At 69.8% G+C, this 17,154-nt stretch carries 15 protein-coding genes; 10 read left to right on the top strand and 5 right to left on the bottom strand.

Features of this window, described 5'->3' with window-relative positions; genetic code table 11:
- Positions 1-104: 104 nt before the first annotated feature.
- Positions 105-1,025, bottom strand: a complete 921-nt coding sequence (locus ABZ795_RS22675; RefSeq protein WP_357531786.1) for an RNA polymerase subunit sigma-70 — start codon at positions 1,023-1,025, stop codon at positions 105-107.
- Between the two features lie 136 nt (positions 1,026-1,161).
- On the opposite strand from ABZ795_RS22675, the gene ABZ795_RS22670 reads away from it, so the two are divergent.
- Both ABZ795_RS22670 and gdhA read left to right on the top strand, forming a co-directional pair.
- Positions 1,162-1,869: a DUF899 family protein gene (locus tag ABZ795_RS22670; RefSeq protein ID WP_357531785.1), complete on the top strand. Its 708-nt coding sequence runs from the start codon at positions 1,162-1,164 to the stop codon at positions 1,867-1,869.
- A 308-nt stretch (positions 1,870-2,177) separates the two neighbouring features.
- Positions 2,178-3,521, top strand: coding sequence for an NADP-specific glutamate dehydrogenase (gene gdhA / locus ABZ795_RS22665; protein ID WP_327026559.1), 1,344 nt, complete (start codon positions 2,178-2,180; stop codon positions 3,519-3,521).
- Positions 3,522-3,626: 105 nt separating this feature from the next.
- Here gdhA and ABZ795_RS22660 read toward each other — a convergent pair whose 3' ends face one another.
- Both ABZ795_RS22660 and ABZ795_RS22655 read right to left on the bottom strand, forming a co-directional pair.
- Positions 3,627-4,541: an aminoglycoside phosphotransferase family protein gene (locus ABZ795_RS22660; protein ID WP_357531784.1), complete on the bottom strand. Its 915-nt coding sequence runs from the start codon at positions 4,539-4,541 to the stop codon at positions 3,627-3,629.
- 58 nt (positions 4,542-4,599) lie between these two features.
- On the bottom strand, positions 4,600-5,079 hold the full coding sequence (locus ABZ795_RS22655) for a hypothetical protein (protein WP_327026557.1): 480 nt from the start codon (positions 5,077-5,079) through the stop codon (positions 4,600-4,602).
- A 108-nt stretch (positions 5,080-5,187) separates the two neighbouring features.
- On the opposite strand from ABZ795_RS22655, the gene ABZ795_RS22650 reads away from it, so the two are divergent.
- Positions 5,188-5,343 (top strand): hypothetical protein, encoded by a 156-nt coding sequence (locus ABZ795_RS22650; protein ID WP_357531783.1) that lies wholly within the window; start codon positions 5,188-5,190, stop codon positions 5,341-5,343.
- Between the two features lie 38 nt (positions 5,344-5,381).
- On the opposite strand, the gene ABZ795_RS22645 is transcribed toward ABZ795_RS22650, so the two are convergent.
- Together ABZ795_RS22645 and ABZ795_RS22640 are read right to left on the bottom strand one after the other, a co-directional pair.
- Complete coding sequence (locus tag ABZ795_RS22645; RefSeq protein WP_357531782.1) at positions 5,382-6,815, bottom strand: fatty acid--CoA ligase family protein; 1,434 nt, start codon at positions 6,813-6,815, stop codon at positions 5,382-5,384.
- Positions 6,805-8,352: an NAD(P)-binding domain-containing protein gene (locus ABZ795_RS22640; protein WP_357531781.1), complete on the bottom strand. Its 1,548-nt coding sequence runs from the start codon at positions 8,350-8,352 to the stop codon at positions 6,805-6,807. The genes ABZ795_RS22645 and ABZ795_RS22640 overlap by 11 nt, the downstream gene beginning before the upstream one ends.
- Positions 8,353-8,415: 63 nt before the next feature.
- On the opposite strand from ABZ795_RS22640, the gene ABZ795_RS22635 reads away from it, so the two are divergent.
- The 7 genes from ABZ795_RS22635 to ABZ795_RS22605 are packed head-to-tail and all read left to right on the top strand — an operon-like array spanning position 8,416 to position 17,132.
- On the top strand, positions 8,416-9,903 hold the full coding sequence (locus ABZ795_RS22635; protein WP_357531780.1) for an aromatic amino acid ammonia-lyase: 1,488 nt from the start codon (positions 8,416-8,418) through the stop codon (positions 9,901-9,903).
- 12 nt (positions 9,904-9,915) lie between these two features.
- Positions 9,916-11,481, top strand: coding sequence for an NAD(P)-binding domain-containing protein (locus ABZ795_RS22630; protein WP_357531779.1), 1,566 nt, complete (start codon positions 9,916-9,918; stop codon positions 11,479-11,481).
- Position 11,482: 1 nt separating this feature from the next.
- Complete coding sequence (locus ABZ795_RS22625) at positions 11,483-12,544, top strand: alpha-hydroxy acid oxidase (RefSeq protein ID WP_357531778.1); 1,062 nt, start codon at positions 11,483-11,485, stop codon at positions 12,542-12,544.
- A complete protein-coding gene (locus ABZ795_RS22620) occupies positions 12,541-13,881 on the top strand; it encodes a cytochrome P450 (RefSeq protein ID WP_357531777.1) in 1,341 nt (446 codons plus the stop codon). The genes ABZ795_RS22625 and ABZ795_RS22620 overlap by 4 nt, the downstream gene beginning before the upstream one ends.
- Entirely contained in the window at positions 13,878-15,146 is a 1,269-nt protein-coding gene (locus tag ABZ795_RS22615; RefSeq protein ID WP_327026549.1) for a cation:proton antiporter, read from the top strand. Before ABZ795_RS22620 ends, ABZ795_RS22615 begins: the two co-directional genes overlap by 4 nt.
- Before the next feature lie 52 nt (positions 15,147-15,198).
- The gene (locus ABZ795_RS22610; protein ID WP_357531776.1) at positions 15,199-15,870 is read left to right on the top strand and encodes a response regulator transcription factor; all 672 of its coding nucleotides are present in this window, start codon (positions 15,199-15,201) and stop codon (positions 15,868-15,870) included.
- Positions 15,870-17,132 carry a HAMP domain-containing sensor histidine kinase gene (locus ABZ795_RS22605; RefSeq protein ID WP_357531775.1) on the top strand — a complete coding sequence of 421 codons (1,263 nt, stop codon included), beginning with the start codon at positions 15,870-15,872 and terminating at the stop codon, positions 17,130-17,132. Before ABZ795_RS22610 ends, ABZ795_RS22605 begins: the two co-directional genes overlap by 1 nt.
- Positions 17,133-17,154: the final 22 nt, after the last annotated feature.

Here is a 17,154-nt window from a genome sequence, read left to right as displayed (position 1 = left end):
GAGCACACCCTGCGCTGGTCAATCTGGCGACGAACATTCCAAGCCTGCGCCCGACGATTCCACTACCAGCGCAGACTCGGCCACTCAGCTTGAGACCTACTCGTCTAGGGCTCGAGCGTGGCGGGCATGCCGAAGGCGGCGACGTGACGGGCACCGATGAAGGCGTTGCTCGCTACGATCTTCCCGTTCTCGATCCGGAGTACGTCGACGACCAGCGCCTCGTAGCGCGGGCCGCCGGGTCGGCGGAGGTAGTTGATCAGTGCCGGGCGCCCGTTGGCCGAGGTGGGGAACGTACGCCAGTCGAGCGGTCGGCCGAGGAACTCCGCGGCCGCGTCGATCCCGACGACCGGCGGCTCGGGCGGCATCGTGATCCGTACGTCCTCGGCGAGCAGTGCCCGGAACGTCTCCGGGTCCTTCGCGTTGGCGTAGCGGCGCAGGATCTCCTCGTCCTCACTGGTGAGCTGCGGGCGGCGCCAGTCCTTCGGGTCCGACGGAGCGTGCCGCCGGAGGGTGTGACGGGCCCGCTGGAGGAGGCTGTTGACGGCCGCTACGGCGGTGTCGAGCGCGGCGGCGATCTCCTGCGGCGTCCAGCCGTGGACGTCGCGCAGCACGAAGGCCGCCCGCTGCCGCGGCGGCAGGTACATGAGCGCTGCGATCACGGCCAGCTCGACGGTCTCCCGGGCGGCGAGACCGGTCTGCGGATCGTCGGCCAGCAGGGCGTCGGGATAGGGACCGAGCTCGGTGGACCACTCCAGCGGATCACCGTACGGCACCGTCCGGTGACCGGCCGCCTTGCGGCTGTCGAGGAAGACGTTCGTGGCGATCCGGTAGAACCAGGTGCGCGCCGACGCCCGACCCTCGAAGCGGTCGCGAGCCCGCCAGGCACGCAGGAAGGTCTCCTGCACCAGGTCGTCCGCGTCGGGGACGTTCCCGGCGAGGCGGTAGCAGTGCACGTGCAGCTCACGCCGGTGCTCGTCGAAGGCGCGCTCCAGCCAGACCGCCTGCTCATCAGGCGAGTCGGACATGTGATTTCTCCGGGGCTGAGTGGTCCGCACCACCGTACTGACGACCGCGGGCCCATCCGTCATCGGTCACCGATGACGATCGCCGACTCGGTCGTCTGTACCTGCGACCGATCCCCACTGCACGAAGGAGACAGCCATGACGGCAACCCCCGCGTCCAGCGCCGCCGCGCCCCCGGTCGTCGACCGGGAGACCTGGCTGCGCGAGCGCGACGAACTGCTGGCCCGGGAGAAGGCCCATACCCGCGAAGGAGACGCGATCGCCGCCGCTCGTCGTCAACTGCCGATGACCTTGATGCCGACGGTGACGGTGCGGGGCCCTGGCGGGGACACCCCGCTGGTAAAGGTGTTCGAGGGCCGCCGGATGCTCATCGCCTACTTCCACATGTGGCACGACGGCACACCGTACGAGCAGCAGTGTGAGGGGTGCACCTTCTCGACCTGTCACATGCAGATGCTGGACTACCTGCACGCTCGGGACGTCACCTACGCCGTGTTCTGCCAGGGTCCCTACGACGAAAGTGCCCCGTTCGCGGAGTTCATGGGCTACCGGTTCCCCTGGTATTCGGCGAAAGACTCCGACCCGGCTCTGGCCGACGGTCGCGGCTTCGGGTTCATCGCGTGCTACCTGCGCGACGGCGACAAGGTCTACGAGACCTACTGGACCACCGGGCGGGGCGTCGAGGCGTTGATGACCACCTACCACGCCCTGGACCTCACGGTGTACGGCCGGCAGGAGAACTGGGAAAACTCCCCTGAAGACTGGCCGCGGGTCACCGGGCACCCCTGGCGTCTCAACGGCCGCCCCACCGCGCAATGGTCACGCCCCGGCGTCACACCGCGATGACGTCCTGATGATCGAGGTGATCATGCTCGGGTCGGCCGCGGTGTCAGCCTGCTGCTGCGTCGTGCCGGGCGCTTCCCGCACATGATGTCGCGGGGTATTCGGTGGTCCAGTGTCTCGATCGTCCGGCGGACCTGCTGGTCGGGTGCTGTTCTACATGCCAGGATGCAGGGGCATGCGCGTCGCTGTGGATCTCGACGCCCATATGCTGTCACCGAGACCAGGGCCTACGACGTGTGGACGACTGCCGCGCTGGCCCGTTCGATGTCTTTGGCGCGAAATTCGTATATGAAGCATGCCTGGAGGGCTATTTGTGGACGCATGAGAAGTTCGAGGCCGTTCTGACCGGTGTGATCCGACGCAACCCCGGCGAGGAGGAGTTCCACCAAGCGGTCCGCGAGGTGCTGGACAGCATTCGTCCAGCGCTCGTCCGGCACCCGGAGTACGCCAAGGCGAAGATCATCGAGCGGATCTGCGAACCGGAGCGGCAGGTGATCTTCCGGGTGCCGTGGGAGGACGACCGTGGCGAGGTGCACGTCAACCGCGGGTTCCGGGTGGAGTACAACAGTGCCCTGGGCCCGTACAAGGGTGGCCTGCGGTTCCATCCGTCGGTGTATCTGGGCATCGTGAAGTTCCTCGGCTTCGAGCAGATCTTCAAGAATGCTTTGACCGGTATGCCGATCGGTGGGGGCAAGGGCGGCGCGGACTTCGATCCCAAGGGTCGCTCGGATCGCGAGGTGATGCGCTTCTGCCAGAGCTTCATGACCGAGCTGTACCGGCACATCGGCGAGTACACCGACGTGCCGGCCGGTGACATCGGGGTGGGCGCACGCGAGATCGGTTACCTGTTCGGCCAGTACAAGCGCGTCACCAACCGGTACGAGTCCGGGGTGCTGACCGGCAAGGGGCTCGCGTACGGCGGCGCCCAGGTGCGTCGGGAGGCCACCGGGTACGGCTGCGTGTTCTTCGCCGAGGAGATGTTGCGGGCCGCCGGAGGCGGGCTCGACGGCAAGCGGGTGGTGGTCTCCGGCTCCGGCAATGTGGCGATCTACGCCATCGAGAAGGTCCAGCAGCTCGGTGGTGTGGCGGTGGCGTGCGCGGACTCCTCCGGTTACGTGGTGGACGAGAAGGGCATCGACGTCGAGGTGCTCAAGCAGATCAAGGAGGTGCAGCGCGGCCGGATCAGCGACTACGCCGAGGTTCGACAACACGCGACCTTCGTCCCCGGGCGCAGGGTGTGGGAGGTGCCCTGCGAGGTCGCCCTACCCTGCGCCACGCAGAACGAGGTAAGTGGCGCGGACGCCGCCGCCCTTGTCGCTAACGGCTGCATCGCGGTGGTGGAGGGCGCGAACATGCCGACGACGCCCGACGGCATCCGGGTCTTCACCGAGGCCGGAGTACGTTTCGCCCCGGGCAAGGCCGCCAATGCCGGCGGCGTGGCCGCCAGCGCCTTGGAGATGCAGCAGAATGCCAGCCGCGACTCCTGGACGTTCAGCTACTCCGAGCAGCGGCTCCAGCAGATCATGCAGGACATCCACGCCCGCTGCTTTGAGACCGCGGAGGAGTACGGGATGCCCGGCAACTACATGGCCGGGGCGAACATCAACGGCTTCCTCCGGGTCGCCGAAGCCATGCTCGTTCAGGGACTCATCTGACTGTTCGGATCCGCAGCCAGGGCCGTAGCCGCCGGCGCTGCGGGGGTGCTGTGTGCGCGGTCTGCACCTCCGGTGGGGTGGGGAGAACCTGCACCGGCGCTCGGGTCAGCGCCCTGGCGTCGCGTACTCGGAGACGATGTCGTCGATGACGCGGTGGGCCGCTGCGGTCACGGCCCGGTCGTCGTGCAGTGCGCCGGCGTACGCGATCAGGGTCTTCCACAGGGCCCAGGCCCGTCCGCGGGCCCAGGTCGCCGCATCGACATCGAGCCGGGCGCGGAAGGCCTCGCGGCTCGGACCGGACAGCAGGGTCCAGGCGATCGCCGCATCGCAGGCCGGGTCGCCCACCCCGCAGGTGCCGAAGTCGATGACGGCGGCGAGCGCGCCGTTGAGGATCAGGAGGTTGCCCGGGGCCACGTCGCCGTGGAACCACACCGGTCGGCCGTCCCAGGTCGCCGTGAGTGCCGACTGCCAGATCTCGGTGATGATGTCGCGGGGTATCCGGTGGTCCAGTTTCTCGACCGCCCGGCGGACCTGAGGGTCGTAGACGCGCAGCGGCCCGCCACGAAACCAGTTGTGAAGTCCGGGCTGCGGCCCCCTGGTCGGATCGACGCGGCGCAGCGCGACGAGGAACGCGGCCAGATCTTTCGCGAACCCGGTCAGGTCGCCGATGCTGTCGAGGTTGTCGGGTTCCCCGTCGATCCACTCGTAGACCGACCAGTCGAAGCGGTACCCGTGGGCGGGGACTCCGCGCGTCACCGGCCTGGGCACCGGCAGCGGCAGTTGCGGCGCGAGCACCGGCAGCCATCGGTGTTCCTTGTCGACCGCCAGGGCGTACTCCTGGGCGGTGGGCAGTCGTACCGACAGTCGCTCACCCAACCGGAAGGTCTGGTTGTCCCAGCCGCGCGGCACTGGCCGAACGGGCAGATCGGCCCACTGCGGGAACTGGCTCGCCACCAGCCGCCGTACCAGCGCCGCGTCAACGAGGCGGCGAACCGGCACGGGTACGGCGTCGGCGATCACGCCCTCAACCTCGCAAAACGCGCCATCGGTGACAACCGATTTAGCGTGTGCGGCCACCTCACCACCACAGCGACTCCGCCGGGTCTTCCGCGACCTCGAGCATCTCCACGGCCGTGAAGAGGCTTTCGACGAAGTCGTGGGGTGGGAGGAGCAGATGCGCGCCGGGGAACAACGCCTCGATCAACATCTCCTTCCCCAGTTCCACGAGGATGTCCTGCGCGATGTCCAGGGTCTGGGCCACAACTGGGTGCCGGTCCGCTATCTCCGCAGGATCGGAGGGGGAGAGGTTGGGGTCGTTCCGGAAGGTGACGAGGGCATCCAGCATCAGAGTGCGGTGGTGCTCTTCCGTGATCGCACGGGCGACGATGTCGGCGATGTCTTCGCGGATGTCCTGGGCAGCCTTCTTCTTCGCCGGTTCATCGAGTTCGTCGAAGGCGTCGAGTTTCCTTCTGAGAGAGCGCCCCTCGGGGCTGTCCTCGACCAGGTCCAGTGCAGCCTGGCGGAGCGGAAATTCCTCGGGTTCATGGCCGCGGCGCATTCACCCAGTCTGGCGGCCACTGGCAAGGATCTGGAGACGGCAGATGTTGTTCGGGCGCCACCGAGATCGTGGTCGACGGTGTTGCCGGGGGTGCGCCACGATGGCCGGGTGGCGAGGGAATGGCTTGGTGACAGGCGTGACGTGTTGCCGGTGGCTTTCACCGGGCCCGCCGATGCCGGGTTCCGGGTGGCCATGCACCGGCTCGTCGCCGCGCCGGTGCCCGCGCGGCGGCTGTCGCAGGCACGCTTGTTCACTTTCGTCTGACCGGACGTGAGCAGGTCGAGGCGACAGTGGGGGCACGGTCACCTGAGCGTCATGCGTGCCAGGGCGCGCTTGTCCGGCTTACCGCTGGGTCCCAACGGGACTCGATCGATCGACTGGATCGTCTGCGGAGCCGACGGCTCTCCCAGGGCCGCCGCCACCAGGGCGCGCAGCCGTCCGGCGTCCGGTGTGTGACCGGCGGCCGGCACCACGTAGGCGTGCACCGCTTCTCCGGTGGCGTCATCGGGACGGCCGACGACGTAGGCCTCGGCGACCGTGGGGTCAGCGGCGAGAACTCGTTCGATGGGGCCGGCGTACACCAGGTTGGCCTGCACGATGATGACCTCCCGGGTCCGGCCGAGCAGGTGCAGGTAGCCGTCGCTGTCCAGTCGGGCCAGGTCACGGGTGCGCACCCAGCCGTCGACGAAGACCTCGGCGGTTTCGACCGGGTCCGTCCAGTAGGCGGTGGCCTGGGCGGGTGTCCGCACGAAGAGTTCTCCCTCGGCGGCGGGTTGGCCGTCGGGGTCCCGGATGGACAGTTCGGTGACCGGGGGTGGGCGGCCGACCGAGGCGAGTGCGGCGGGGGAGGCCAGCATCTCGGTCGGCGTCACCATCGTGATCATGCCGGTTTCGGTCTGGCCGTAGCCGTGGAAGATCACCGGGCCGAGTACCTCGAGGGCCTCGGCGAGTCGGCCCGGTGCCAGTGGGGAGCCGGAGACCACCAGGGCCCGCAGGCTGCTCAGGTCGACCGGATCGGTGCGCTGGTCGTGCACGAGTTGGTACAGCTTGCCCACGGTGATCACGCTCGCGGTCGCCCGATATCGGGCGATCATGCCGGGGAAACCGGGGGGCCGGGCCGCGACCAGGGTGCCGCCCGCGGCCAGGGTGAGGATGGCGTACTCCAGCATCACCTGGCTGCTGAGCGAACCGATGACCAGATACCGCGCCAGGCGGGGGGCCAGGTCGGCGATCGGCGGGGGCCACCGGTCCGGGTACGGTGCCCAGGCCGCGCTCATCGCCGCGTACGTCTGGGCGCAGCCCTTGGGGTTGCCGGTGCTGCCGCTGGTCCAGACGATCCGGGCGATCTCGTGGGGGTGTCCGGCGGCGATCAACGGGTCCCCGTCGTCGGGGGTGCGGGCCAGGGTGGCGACCCGGGCGTCGTCGACCAGCAGGGCGTTCTCGCCGGTTTGCCCGCTGCGGTGGGCCGGGGTCAGGTCGGGGCGGATCCCGGAGACCCGGGCGCCGACCGCGAAGGCAGCGATGGTCGCCGCGAAGGCCTCCGCGGTGACGCCGAGCCGCAGGGCCACCCCGACGCCGGGGCCGGCCCCGGCGGCCCGCAGCCCGGCGGCGATGCGACGGACCAGACGGTGCATCTGGGCCGCGGTGACGGTCCGGTCGCCGTCTTCGAAGACCGGCCGGTCGTCACCGACGGCGAGCAGGTCCAACACCGGCTGCGGCCAGAGGTCAACCGGCATCGGAGAGTACGCCTTTGATGAAGAGCACCAGCGGCTGGTGGTGCACCTCCGGCAGGTTCCAGTGGTTCTCGAGGTTCTCCGCCAGGTGGTGCACTGCGACGATCTTGCCGTCGCGGTGGACCCGTACGACCGGGTGCAGGTAGCTGGCGTCGTGGGCGTGCGCGGCGTCGTTCTCGGCGATCCGGGGCACGGTGATGTCGAAGGGGTCGACCTGGTCATGGTCCGGTCCGTACTCCAGGGTGATCACGAAGGCGAAGGGTTGCGGACCCAGGCCGCCGTCGTGCAGGTACCCGACCGGTACCTCCTCGTGATAGCGCGCGGTGTTCTCGTCGGAGATGACGACGACATCGCCGAGGACGGCGAACTGCTGCCACAGCGCCGAGGTGCGGTTGATCCGGGCGATGACCGCGTCGGCGATCGCCTCCGGGGTGGCCTCCAGGGTCGCGGCCGGCCAGGGGGTGTCGTGGTGGCGGGCGTGGAGAATCCGGTGCAGGGCCCGCACCCCGTACCGGAAGCCGTGGATGAATCCGCTGGTGGAGCGCTTGAAGTCGCGTTGCTGGGTTAGGGTGCCGGCGAAGTACAGGCCGGGTACGTTGACCGCCTCGTACGCCGAGGTCTGCTCGGGGAAGCGGTCGTTGATGACCAGCCGTGGCCGGGCGGAGGGGTCGAAGATGCCGGCGTCGAAGCGGAATCCGGTGCAGAGAATGACCCGGTCGTAGTCGATCTGCCGGATCGCCTCGACGCTGCGGGCGTACCGGAAGTCGATCCGGTAGCCGCCGTCGTCGCGTCGGGCGATCCGCTCGACGGTGCCGTCGAGGACCGCGTTCTGCGACTTGAGCTGGTACGTGTCGAGGAAGTTGTTGTTGACCGCCCGCAGGTGCCCGACGTAGTGCGACTGCCACGCCAGCTTGATCGAGTGTGGACCGGCGACATGGATGACCGCGGCCGTCTCGATGAGGGCGTCGGCGGTCTCGAAGGCCGAGTTGCCCTTGCCGATGATGAGGACCCGCTGGTTGGTGAAGTCCTCCGGGTCGACGCTGACGGTGTCGTACCGTTCGGCGAGCTCGGCGCCCTCGATCGACGGGACGTACAGCTGGGACACGCCGGTGGCGACGACCACCCGGCGGGCGGTGAGGGTGTCGTCCCCGGCATCGACGGTGAACAGGTCGCCGTCGCGCGCGATCCGGGTGACCCGGGTGTCGTACCTGACCGGCAGGTCGCGGGCGAAGTCGGCCAGGTAGCGCACCAGGTCCGCGGCGTCCGGGAAGTACCGCCCGCTGTAGTTCTTGAACAGCAGGGCCGGATCGTCGCTGAGTAGCGAGTTCCAGTCGGCGCGCAGGTTGAACTCCGGATCGTCGGAACCGGTCCAGACCTTGTTGATGGAGATGAGTTGTCGGTGCCGGGGATAGGTGGTGAAGAAGGTGCCCGGTGCCGGGCCGGCCTCCAGGACCAGATGGTCACGGCCGTCGCGCTCGAGCAGGTGAGCGAGCTGTAGCCCGGCCGGTCCGGCTCCAATGATCAGGTAATCGAGCGTCATGCGGCGCAATTTAGCGATCCGATTTCAGAGGGTTCTGAGAATTCGTCTCTAGGGTGCGTTCGCATGACGACAAAGGTGGACCTCGCGGTCCCGCTGCGGATCGCCGATCTGCGCGCCGCCCGCGACCCCATCACCATCGTGGTCGGGCCGCACCTTCGGGACCGGGTCGCGGCCGGCCGTACCTTCCTGTCCGAGGTGCTCGGCGACGACCGCGCGGTGTACGGCGCCACCACCGGTTTCGGTGCCCTGGTGGGGTACGCGGGCCGCGCCGACCTGCGGGACCAGGCCGACAACACCCTCGCCCACCTCGGTGCCGGTCAGGGCCCGGAACTGGATGCCGAGGTGGTCCGGGCGACCCTGCTGCTGCGGGCCGGGTCGCTGGCCCGGGGCGCGTCGGGGGTGTCCCCGCACGTCATCGACGCGCTGGCGGCGATGCTGGCGACCACCTTCGTGCCCGCGGTGCCCCGGCTGGGTTCGGTCGGGGCCAGCGGTGACCTGATCCCGCTCGGGGCGGCCGCCCAGGCGTTACGGGGTCGGGGTCACGCCTATCTGGACGGGGTACGGCTGCCCGCGGCCGAGGCGCTCGCCCGGGCCGGTCTGGAACCGCTGCCGCTGGACGGCAGGGACGCCTTGGCCCTGGTCAACGGCACCTCCCTGACCACGGCGGCGACGGCACTCGCGCTGGAGGAGGTCCGCTCCGCGCACCGCAGTGTCCAGGTGCTCACCTGCCTGCTGGCCGACCTGCTGGGCAGTGACCCGCAGTTTCTCGATGCCCGGCTGCTGCAGGCGTACGGCCATCCGGGGGCGATCGCTGTGGGCGTCCACATGCGGCGGGTCAGCGCCGGGCTGGTGCCGTCCGGCAGACGCCCACTTCAGGAGCCGTACAGCATCCGCTGTTCACCGCAGCTGCTCGGCGCGGCCGAGGACGCCCTGCGCTACGTCGACTCGGTCATCGCGGCCGACCTCGTCGGGGTCACCGACAATCCCTTGTTCTTTCCCGACGAGGATCTCGTCGTACACGGCGGGAACTTCTTCGGACAGCCGGCGGCGTTCGCCGCCGACCTGCTGTCGATGGTCGTGGCCCAGGTGGGCAACCTGGCCGAACGGCAACTGGATCTGCTGGTCGACCCGAACCGCAACGGTGGTCTGCCGCCGATGCTGGCCGCCGGTCCGGGCCAGCAGCACGGGCTGCAGGGCGTGCAACTGGCGGCGACCGCTCTGATCGCCGAGATCCGCCGGGACGCCATGCCCGCGAGCATGCAGAGCCTGCCGACCAACCTGCACAACCAGGATGTCATTCCGCTCGGCACCCAGGCCGCGCTGCGGGCGCTGGACCAGGCCCGGCTGCTGCACCTCATCGTCGGGTCGCTGGCGGTGGGGCTGCGCCAGGCCGCACACGTCGGTGCGCGTACGCCGACCGCGTCCGGTTGCGCCGAGATCCTGACCGCGTTGGCTGCGGCCGTACCGGTGATCGATCCGGACCGGCCGTTGAGCGATGACGTGCGGCGTGCCGCCGAGGTCGTCGCGGATTTCTCCGTTCGTCTTTCTTGAGGGGTGGGCGCAATGACGCTTGACTACCTGATCGTCGGGGCCGGGCCGGCCGGCCTGCAACTGGCCGCTCTGCTGGAGGCCGAGGGGCGGCGTGACTATCTGGTCCTGGAACAGGCGGAGATCCCGGGGGCCTTCTTCGCCACCTTTCCCCGCCACCGGCAACTGATCTCCATCAACAAGCCGCACACCGGCTCGGAGGACCCCGAGCTGAACCTGCGGCTGGACTGGAACTCGCTGCTCAGCGACGACCCGGCGCTGCGGTTCACCAGCTACACCGAACGGTACTTCCCGGACGCCGAGGTGATGGTCCGCTACCTGGCGGACTTCGCCGCCAAGACGGGGGTGCGGGTTCGGTACAACTCCCGGGTGACCTCGGTCCGCAAGACCGACGCAGTGTTCGAGGTCCGGGCGGGGGAGGAGGTCTTCCGGGCGCGCCGGCTCATCGTCGCCACCGGGGTCTCCCAGCCGTACCGGCCGCCGATTCCCGGGCTGGAACTGGCCGAACAGTACGCGGAGATGTCCGTCGACCCGCGCGACTATCTCGACCAGAAGGTGCTGATCATAGGCAAGGGGAACTCCGCCTTCGAGACCGCGGACAACCTGATGGAGACCACCACCCTGATCCACATCGCGGGACCCAGTTCGATCCGGATGGCCTGGCGGACCCACTACGTGGGGCACCTGCGGGCGGTGAACAACAACTTCCTGGACACGTACCAGCTGAAGTCGGCCAACGCGATCCTGGACGGCGACGTCAAACGCATCGAGCGCGACGGCACCGGTTTCAAGGTGACCTTCTCGTTCTCCCGCGCGGACGAGGTGGTCAAGGAGCTGTTCTACGACCGGGTGCTGGCCTGCACCGGGTTCGCCTTCGACGCCTCGATCTTCGACGACACCTGCCGCCCGGCACTAGCGATCAGGGACCGCTTTCCGGCGCAGACCCCGCAGTGGGAATCGGTGAACGTGCCCGGCCTCTACTTCGCCGGCACCATCACCCAGGAGCGGGACTTCAAACGCTCCACCAGCGGGTTCATCCACGGCTTCCGGTACGCCGTGCGGGCCCTGCACCGGGTTCTCCACGCCCGCCACCATGACACCCCGTGGCCGGCGGAGAAGCTGGACGCCACCCCTGAGTTGATCGCGGACGCCATCATCGGGCGGGTCAACCGCACCTCCGCCCTGTGGCAGCAGTTCGGCTTCCTCGCCGATGTGGTGACCGTGGCCGGATCCGACGCGCGCTACCACGAGGAGGTGCCGGTCGAATACGTCACCCACACCGGCCTGCGCACCGCCGACCACGACTACCCGCACGCCTTCGTCGTCACGCTGGAGTACGGCCCCGAGCATGACCAGGTGGATCCGTTCGACGTCACCGTCAGCCGGGTCGCGCAGGATGTCGTCGGCCAGGCCCACGACGCCGCGTACCTGCATCCGGTCGTCCGCCACCACCGGGCGGGTCAGGTCGTCGCCACCCACCACCTGGCGGAGAACCTGGAGAACCGGTGGGACCGGCCGGAGATCCATGTCGCACCGCTGGTCGCCTTCCTCGACCGCTGCCTGAGCAGTGTCGAGGGTTGAGATGCCGCTGCTGGAGGGCGCAGCGCTGAACCTGGCCGAGTTGGCCGATGACGCGCGGCGTCGCCTGGACCCGGTGCACTGGGACTTCTTCGCCGGTGGGGCCGAGCAGGAGCGTACGGTCCGCGCCAACGAGGCGGCCTTCGCCCGGCGCTGTGTGGTGCCCCGCGTCCTGCGCGGGGTGGGCCGCCGGGACCTGCGGATCTCGCTGCTCGGCAGTCGGATCTCCATGCCGGTGCTGATCGCGCCGACCGCCTTCCACCGGCTGGCCCACCCCGCAGGCGAGGTGGCCACCGCACACGCCGCCGCCGAGGCCGGCACGATCATGGTGGTCAGCATGGCGGCCACCCGGCCGGTCGAGGAGATCGCCGCCGCCGGCGGGCCGCTGTGGTTCCAGCTCTACCCGCAGCCGGACCTCGACTTCACCGCCGCCGTGGTGCGGCGGGCGGAGGCCGCCGGCTGCACCGCCCTGGTCGTCACGGTCGACTCGCCCGTGTTCGGTCGGCGGGATCGCGACCTGCGGCACCGTTTCCTCGACCTGCCGCCCGGGTTGGCCTGCGAGAACATGCGCGACGCCAGCGGCCGGGTGCGCGACATCGAGATGGACGCCGGGCTGGACTGGGCACGGATCGGCTGGCTGCGCGAGGTCACCGCGCTGCCGATCCTGCTGAAGGGAGTGCTGCATCCCGCGGATGCGGCCCTGGCCGTCTCGCACGGCGTCGACGGTGTGCTGGTCTCCAACCACGGGGGCCGGCAACTCGACGGGACCCTGGCCACCCTGGACGCCTTGCCCGCAGTCGTCGAGGCCGTGGCGGGGCGGCTGCCGGTGCTGCTCGACGGCGGCATCCGTCGGGGCACCGACATCCTGGTGGCGCTGGCGCTCGGCGCGACCGCCGTACTGATCGGCCGCCCGGTGCTCTGGGGGCTGGCGGTCGGCGGTGCCGCCGGGGTACGCCAGGTGCTGGACCTGCTCCACGCCGACCTGGACCGGGCAATGGCGCTGGTCGGTGCCGCCGGGCCGGCTGACCTGCGCGGTGACCTGGTCGCCACGGAGGCATGCCGATGAGCGCCCGGACCGCCCTGACTCTCCTGGCCGGGATCGGTGGGGCCTGGACGATCCCGTACTGGCTGCCCCCCACGGTGGTCCGGCTGCGGGAGTGGGTGTTCGTCACAGTCAACGGCGGCGAAGGCGTTGCCGTACCGGGCCCCACCGTCGGCATGGAGCATTTCGAGCGGGTCTACTCGGATCCGGCGGCGGACGGCCGCAGCCGGGGGGCCGGGTTGTCGGACCTGTTCTGGTACTGGCTGGCCCCCGGACCCCACATGCACCAGGAGCATCTGGAGCCGGGCGAGCGCTACCGCACCGTGGCCGCCACCACCCGGCGGGTGCTAGCCGTACGCCGTCAGCGCTGCGACGACCTGGCGACCGCCGCCACCCGGCGGGTGCTCGACCGGTTACCGACCGACCGGATCAGCCACGTACGGCTGCGTGATCTGATGATGCCGATCTGGGCCGAGGTCTACTACGAACTCGTCTTCGGCGAGAGATGTCCCCTGCACGCCCGGGCGTTGATCGTGGCCAACGCCGCCGATGTGGCCAGTGCACTGAAGTGCACCAGCCTGCGGCACATGCGGCGACGCGACCGGCTGACCAGGTATCTGCACGACCGGATCCAGGCCGGCACCTGCCCGGTGACCCTGCCACCGCCGTTCACCACCCAGGAAACGGCCTGGTACCTGCACGGCGCCTTCTTCACCACGGCGGTCGTGCAGATGTCCGAGGCGATGGCCCATGTGCTGCTGGCCCTGGCCACCCATCCCGAGATCCAGCGGGGACTCGACGATGACGACGCCCTGGACCGGGTGATCGACGAGACCCTGCGGGTGCATCCGCTCTTCGGCATCGCGCACCGGATCACCTCGGCACCGATCACCCTGCCCACCGGGGTGTCGCTGCCCGCCGGAACGGTACTGCTCTTCAACTACCTGGCGTTCCACCGGGGCGGAGCCGCCGGAGACGACCGATTCGACCCCGACCGGTGGCGCAGGCTCAAGCGCGGCGAGGTGCACTTCATCCCGTACGGGGTCACCGCCAACCGGGCCTGTCCGGCCCGTGGTGTCGCGCCGGTGATGATGCGCGCCGCGACCCGTGAGGTGCTGCGCCGGCACGTCCTGGCCTCCTCGGCCGCACACACCCGGTCGCTGCCCAGCCGGGGTCCGGCTTATCTGACCCCGGTCGGATTCCCCGGGCCGGGGTGGCTTCGGCTGGCCGCCATGCGGCAGCGGGACCGGTGGGCCGACGTGGGTCGCAGTGTCCGGCAACTGGCGTTCGGCACCTGGATGGTCGTCGACGCCCGACGGAAGCGGTTGTGCACCACCTACTTCGAGGAGGCGGTCCGATGACCCCAACGGAGCTGGCGCCACGGTTCTTCATCGCGGTCACCGTGATCCTGATTTTCTGCAAAGGGGTCGCCTGGCTGCTCGGCAAGGCGGGCCAACCCGCCGTGGTCAGCGAGATGCTGGCCGGGGTACTACTCGGCCCGTCGCTGCTCGGGCTGGTCCTGCCGGAGGTGCAGAACGCCCTGTTCCCGGCCCCCCTGCTGCCGATCCTCTATGTCGTGGGCCAGGTCGGCCTGGTGCTGTTCATGTTCCAGGCCGGGTACGCGTTCAGCACCCACCGGGTCACCGGGCTGGCCGGTACCGCCGGAGTGATCTCACTGGCCGGGGTAACCGCGCCGCTGCTGCTGGGGGTGCTGCTGGTCCTGGTGACAGCCGACGCCGTGCCGATCCGGGCCGACGGCACCTCCCTCGGGGTCTCGGCCGCGTTCGTCGGGGTCGCCCTGGCCATCACCGCCTTCCCGATGCTGGCCCGGATCATCACCGAACGCGGGGACGCCGGCACCCGGCACGGCACCCTCTCCCTGGCCAGTGGCGCGATCGACGACATGGTCGCCTGGATCATGCTGGCCGTCGTGCTGGCCTTCGCCTCCGGCCGGGCCGGTCCCGCGATCGTCACCGCCGGCGGAGCGCTGATCTTCGGACTGCTGCTCTGGCTAGGCGGGCGTGGGGTCGCCACCGCGCTGATGACCCACCGCGGCCTCAACGACCGGGCCCGGCTGCTCGGCACGGTCGCCCTGCTCTTCCTGGTCGCCTGGTACACCGATGAGATCGGGCTGTACGCGGTCTTCGGCGCCTTCGCGGTCGGCGTGGTGATGCCCCGCACCGAGAACACCGACAGGGTGGTGGACACCCTGACCCCGGTCGCGGCGACCCTGTTCCTGCCGCTGTTCTTCACCTACTCCGGTTTGCGTACGGAGTTCGGGCTGCTCTCCTCCCTGCCGGTGCTGCTCTTCACGGTGGCCTGCGTGACGGCGGCGATCGTCGGCAAGTTCGGTGCCTGCTGGGCGGCGGCCCGGCTCCGCCGGGAGCCCTCGGGTGTCGCGCTGCGGGTCGGCGCGCTGATGAACGCCCGCGGCCTGATGCAGCTCATCGCGCTCAACGTCGGGCTGGAGGCGGGCATCGTGAACCCGGCCCTGTTCACCGTGCTGGTCCTGGTCGCGCTGGTCACCACCCTGATGACGACCCCGACCCTGAGCTGGATCGAACGCCGGGAGGCGCGACGACCCGGTACCGCACGTACGCCCGCCCTGATAAATTCAAATAGTTGATAAGACAAGTATCGTTCACTGCATCGACGTAGATCTATGCAATCGTGAACGAATGCAGGGCATAGAGTCGAACCGGCTGCTGCTGGTCGAGGACGACGAGGAACTCGCGGAGTTACTCACCGAGACACTGGGCCACGAAGGCCACCACGTCGACCGGGCCTCCGACGGCCAGCGCGGGCTGCATCTCGGGCTGACCCGTACCTACGACGTGATGCTCATCGACCGGATGCTGCCCGCCCTCGACGGTCTCGACCTGATCGCCCGGCTACGGGCCCGGGCGATCCCGGCCCGGACCCTGATGCTCACCGCGCTCGGCACGGTCGACGACCGGATCACCGGACTGGACGCGGGCGCCGACGACTACCTGGTCAAACCCTTCGACCTCGATGAACTGAGCGCCCGGGTCCGGGCCCTGTGTCGGCGTACCCCCGAGTCGACCGAGGTGCTCCGCATCGGCGCCGGGCTACTCGACCTGGTGTCGCGCGAGGTCGTACTGGCCGACCGTACCCGGGTGGCGTTGTCCGCCCGCGAGTTCGAGCTGCTGCGGGTACTGGCGGCCCGGCCGAACACCGTACATCCACGGGCCACGCTACGCCGCCGGGTCTTCGCCGAGACCGCCTCGGCGTCGATCGTGGACACCTACGTCTACTACCTCCGACGCAAACTCGGCCGGGCGGTGGTCCGCACCGTGCACGGCTTCGGCTACCGCCTGGGAACCCTGTGATGGAGGCGGCCGAACAGACGATCGTCCGACGGGCCCGATTACGCATCGGCCTGCTCATCGGCCTGCTCATCGGTGCCCTGCTGCTGCTGGCCGGCGGCATCTCGTACGCCGTCCTGGTCCGTAGCCAGGAGGCGCAGATCCAACGTGAGCTTGAGTGGGGCACGGAACACGGCACGATCGCCGGCCCACCCGCCTGCAGTTGGATCTTCCAGTACGACGGCACCACCGTGCGCACCGGCACCAACCCGCCGCCCCCGGGCTTCCCCCTCAGCGGCGCGCTGGAAACCGTGGCGGCCACCCGCACCACCGAGGTCACCACGGTCACGCGCAACGACACGACCTACCACGTACGCACCGAGGCCCGAGGCGACACAGTGGTCCAGGCGGTCTTCGACGCCCGGTTCCAACTGTCCGACCGCTGGCACCTGCTGCTCGCCTTCAGCCTGGCGGCGACGGTCGGGCTGCTCGCCGCCGTGCTGACCGGTGTGCTCGTCAGCCGTCGAGCCGTCGCACCGCTAGCGGAGGCCCTGACCCGCCAACGCCGCTTCGTCGCGGACGCCAGCCACGAACTGCGAACCCCGATCGCCCAGGTGCACACCCGAGCCCAGTTGATCGCCCAACGGGCCCGCTACGACGGCACCGCCACCAACCTGGAGGATCTGGAACGACTCATCGGCACCACCCGGCGACTCGGCGAGATCGTCGACGACCTGCTGCTCTCCGCCCGGCTGGCCGCCACTCCCACCAACCGGGCACCAGATCCGCCGGTCGATCTCACCTCGCTGGTCGCCACCACGGTCGCCGCCGAGACCGAACGCGCCGCCGAACGCCAGCTCACCCTCACCCTGGATACCCCCGACGGCCCACTGCCGGTGCCCGGTGTCGAGTCGGCCCTGCGTCGGGTCGTCAGCGAACTGCTGGCGAACGCCCTGGCCCACACCCCCGCCGGAGGCCGCATCGACGTGACCCTGCGGGCCGCCGAGAACTGCGCCGAGATCGTGATCGCCGACACCGGGGAAGGGTTCGACCAGGCGGACGCCCGACGGATCTTCGACCGCTTCCACCGCGGCCCGGGCTCCGGAGACCGCCGCTTCGGCCTGGGACTGGCCCTGCTCCAGGAGGTCGTCACCAGCCACCACGGCGGAATCGAGGCCGAGGGCCATCCGGGCCGGGGAGCCCGCTTCACGGTACGCCTCCCCACGACGCAGACACCGATCAACAGCGGTGGAGCCGCCCGGATCAGGAACACTCTGCGGCCTTAGGTGGTCCCCTGCCGCTAGACGG

Source organism: Micromonospora sp. NPDC047134 (genome assembly GCF_040643455.1).
Taxonomy (GTDB): domain Bacteria; phylum Actinomycetota; class Actinomycetes; order Mycobacteriales; family Micromonosporaceae; genus Micromonospora.
This window is presented reverse-complemented; position numbering and strand designations above follow the sequence as displayed.

Excerpts from the sequence above, each read along its gene's own strand:
- ABZ795_RS22620 (WP_357531777.1), top strand. The coding sequence starts at position 12,541 with ATGAGCGCCCGGACCGCCCTGACTCTCCTGGCCGGGATCGGTGGGGCC.
- ABZ795_RS22630 (WP_357531779.1), top strand. The coding sequence starts at position 9,916 with ATGACGCTTGACTACCTGATCGTCGGGGCCGGGCCGGCCGGCCTGCAA.
- ABZ795_RS22645 (WP_357531782.1), bottom strand. The coding sequence starts at position 6,815 with ATGCCGGTTGACCTCTGGCCGCAGCCGGTGTTGGACCTGCTCGCCGTC.
- ABZ795_RS22605 (WP_357531775.1), top strand. The coding sequence starts at position 15,870 with ATGGAGGCGGCCGAACAGACGATCGTCCGACGGGCCCGATTACGCATC.
- ABZ795_RS22615 (WP_327026549.1), top strand. The coding sequence starts at position 13,878 with ATGACCCCAACGGAGCTGGCGCCACGGTTCTTCATCGCGGTCACCGTG.
- ABZ795_RS22635 (WP_357531780.1), top strand. The coding sequence starts at position 8,416 with ATGACGACAAAGGTGGACCTCGCGGTCCCGCTGCGGATCGCCGATCTG.
- ABZ795_RS22675 (WP_357531786.1), bottom strand. The coding sequence starts at position 1,025 with ATGTCCGACTCGCCTGATGAGCAGGCGGTCTGGCTGGAGCGCGCCTTC.
- ABZ795_RS22655 (WP_327026557.1), bottom strand. The coding sequence starts at position 5,079 with ATGCGCCGCGGCCATGAACCCGAGGAATTTCCGCTCCGCCAGGCTGCA.
- ABZ795_RS22625 (WP_357531778.1), top strand. The coding sequence starts at position 11,483 with ATGCCGCTGCTGGAGGGCGCAGCGCTGAACCTGGCCGAGTTGGCCGAT.
- ABZ795_RS22640 (WP_357531781.1), bottom strand. The coding sequence starts at position 8,352 with ATGACGCTCGATTACCTGATCATTGGAGCCGGACCGGCCGGGCTACAG.
- ABZ795_RS22610 (WP_357531776.1), top strand. The coding sequence starts at position 15,199 with ATGCAGGGCATAGAGTCGAACCGGCTGCTGCTGGTCGAGGACGACGAG.
- ABZ795_RS22670 (WP_357531785.1), top strand. The coding sequence starts at position 1,162 with ATGACGGCAACCCCCGCGTCCAGCGCCGCCGCGCCCCCGGTCGTCGAC.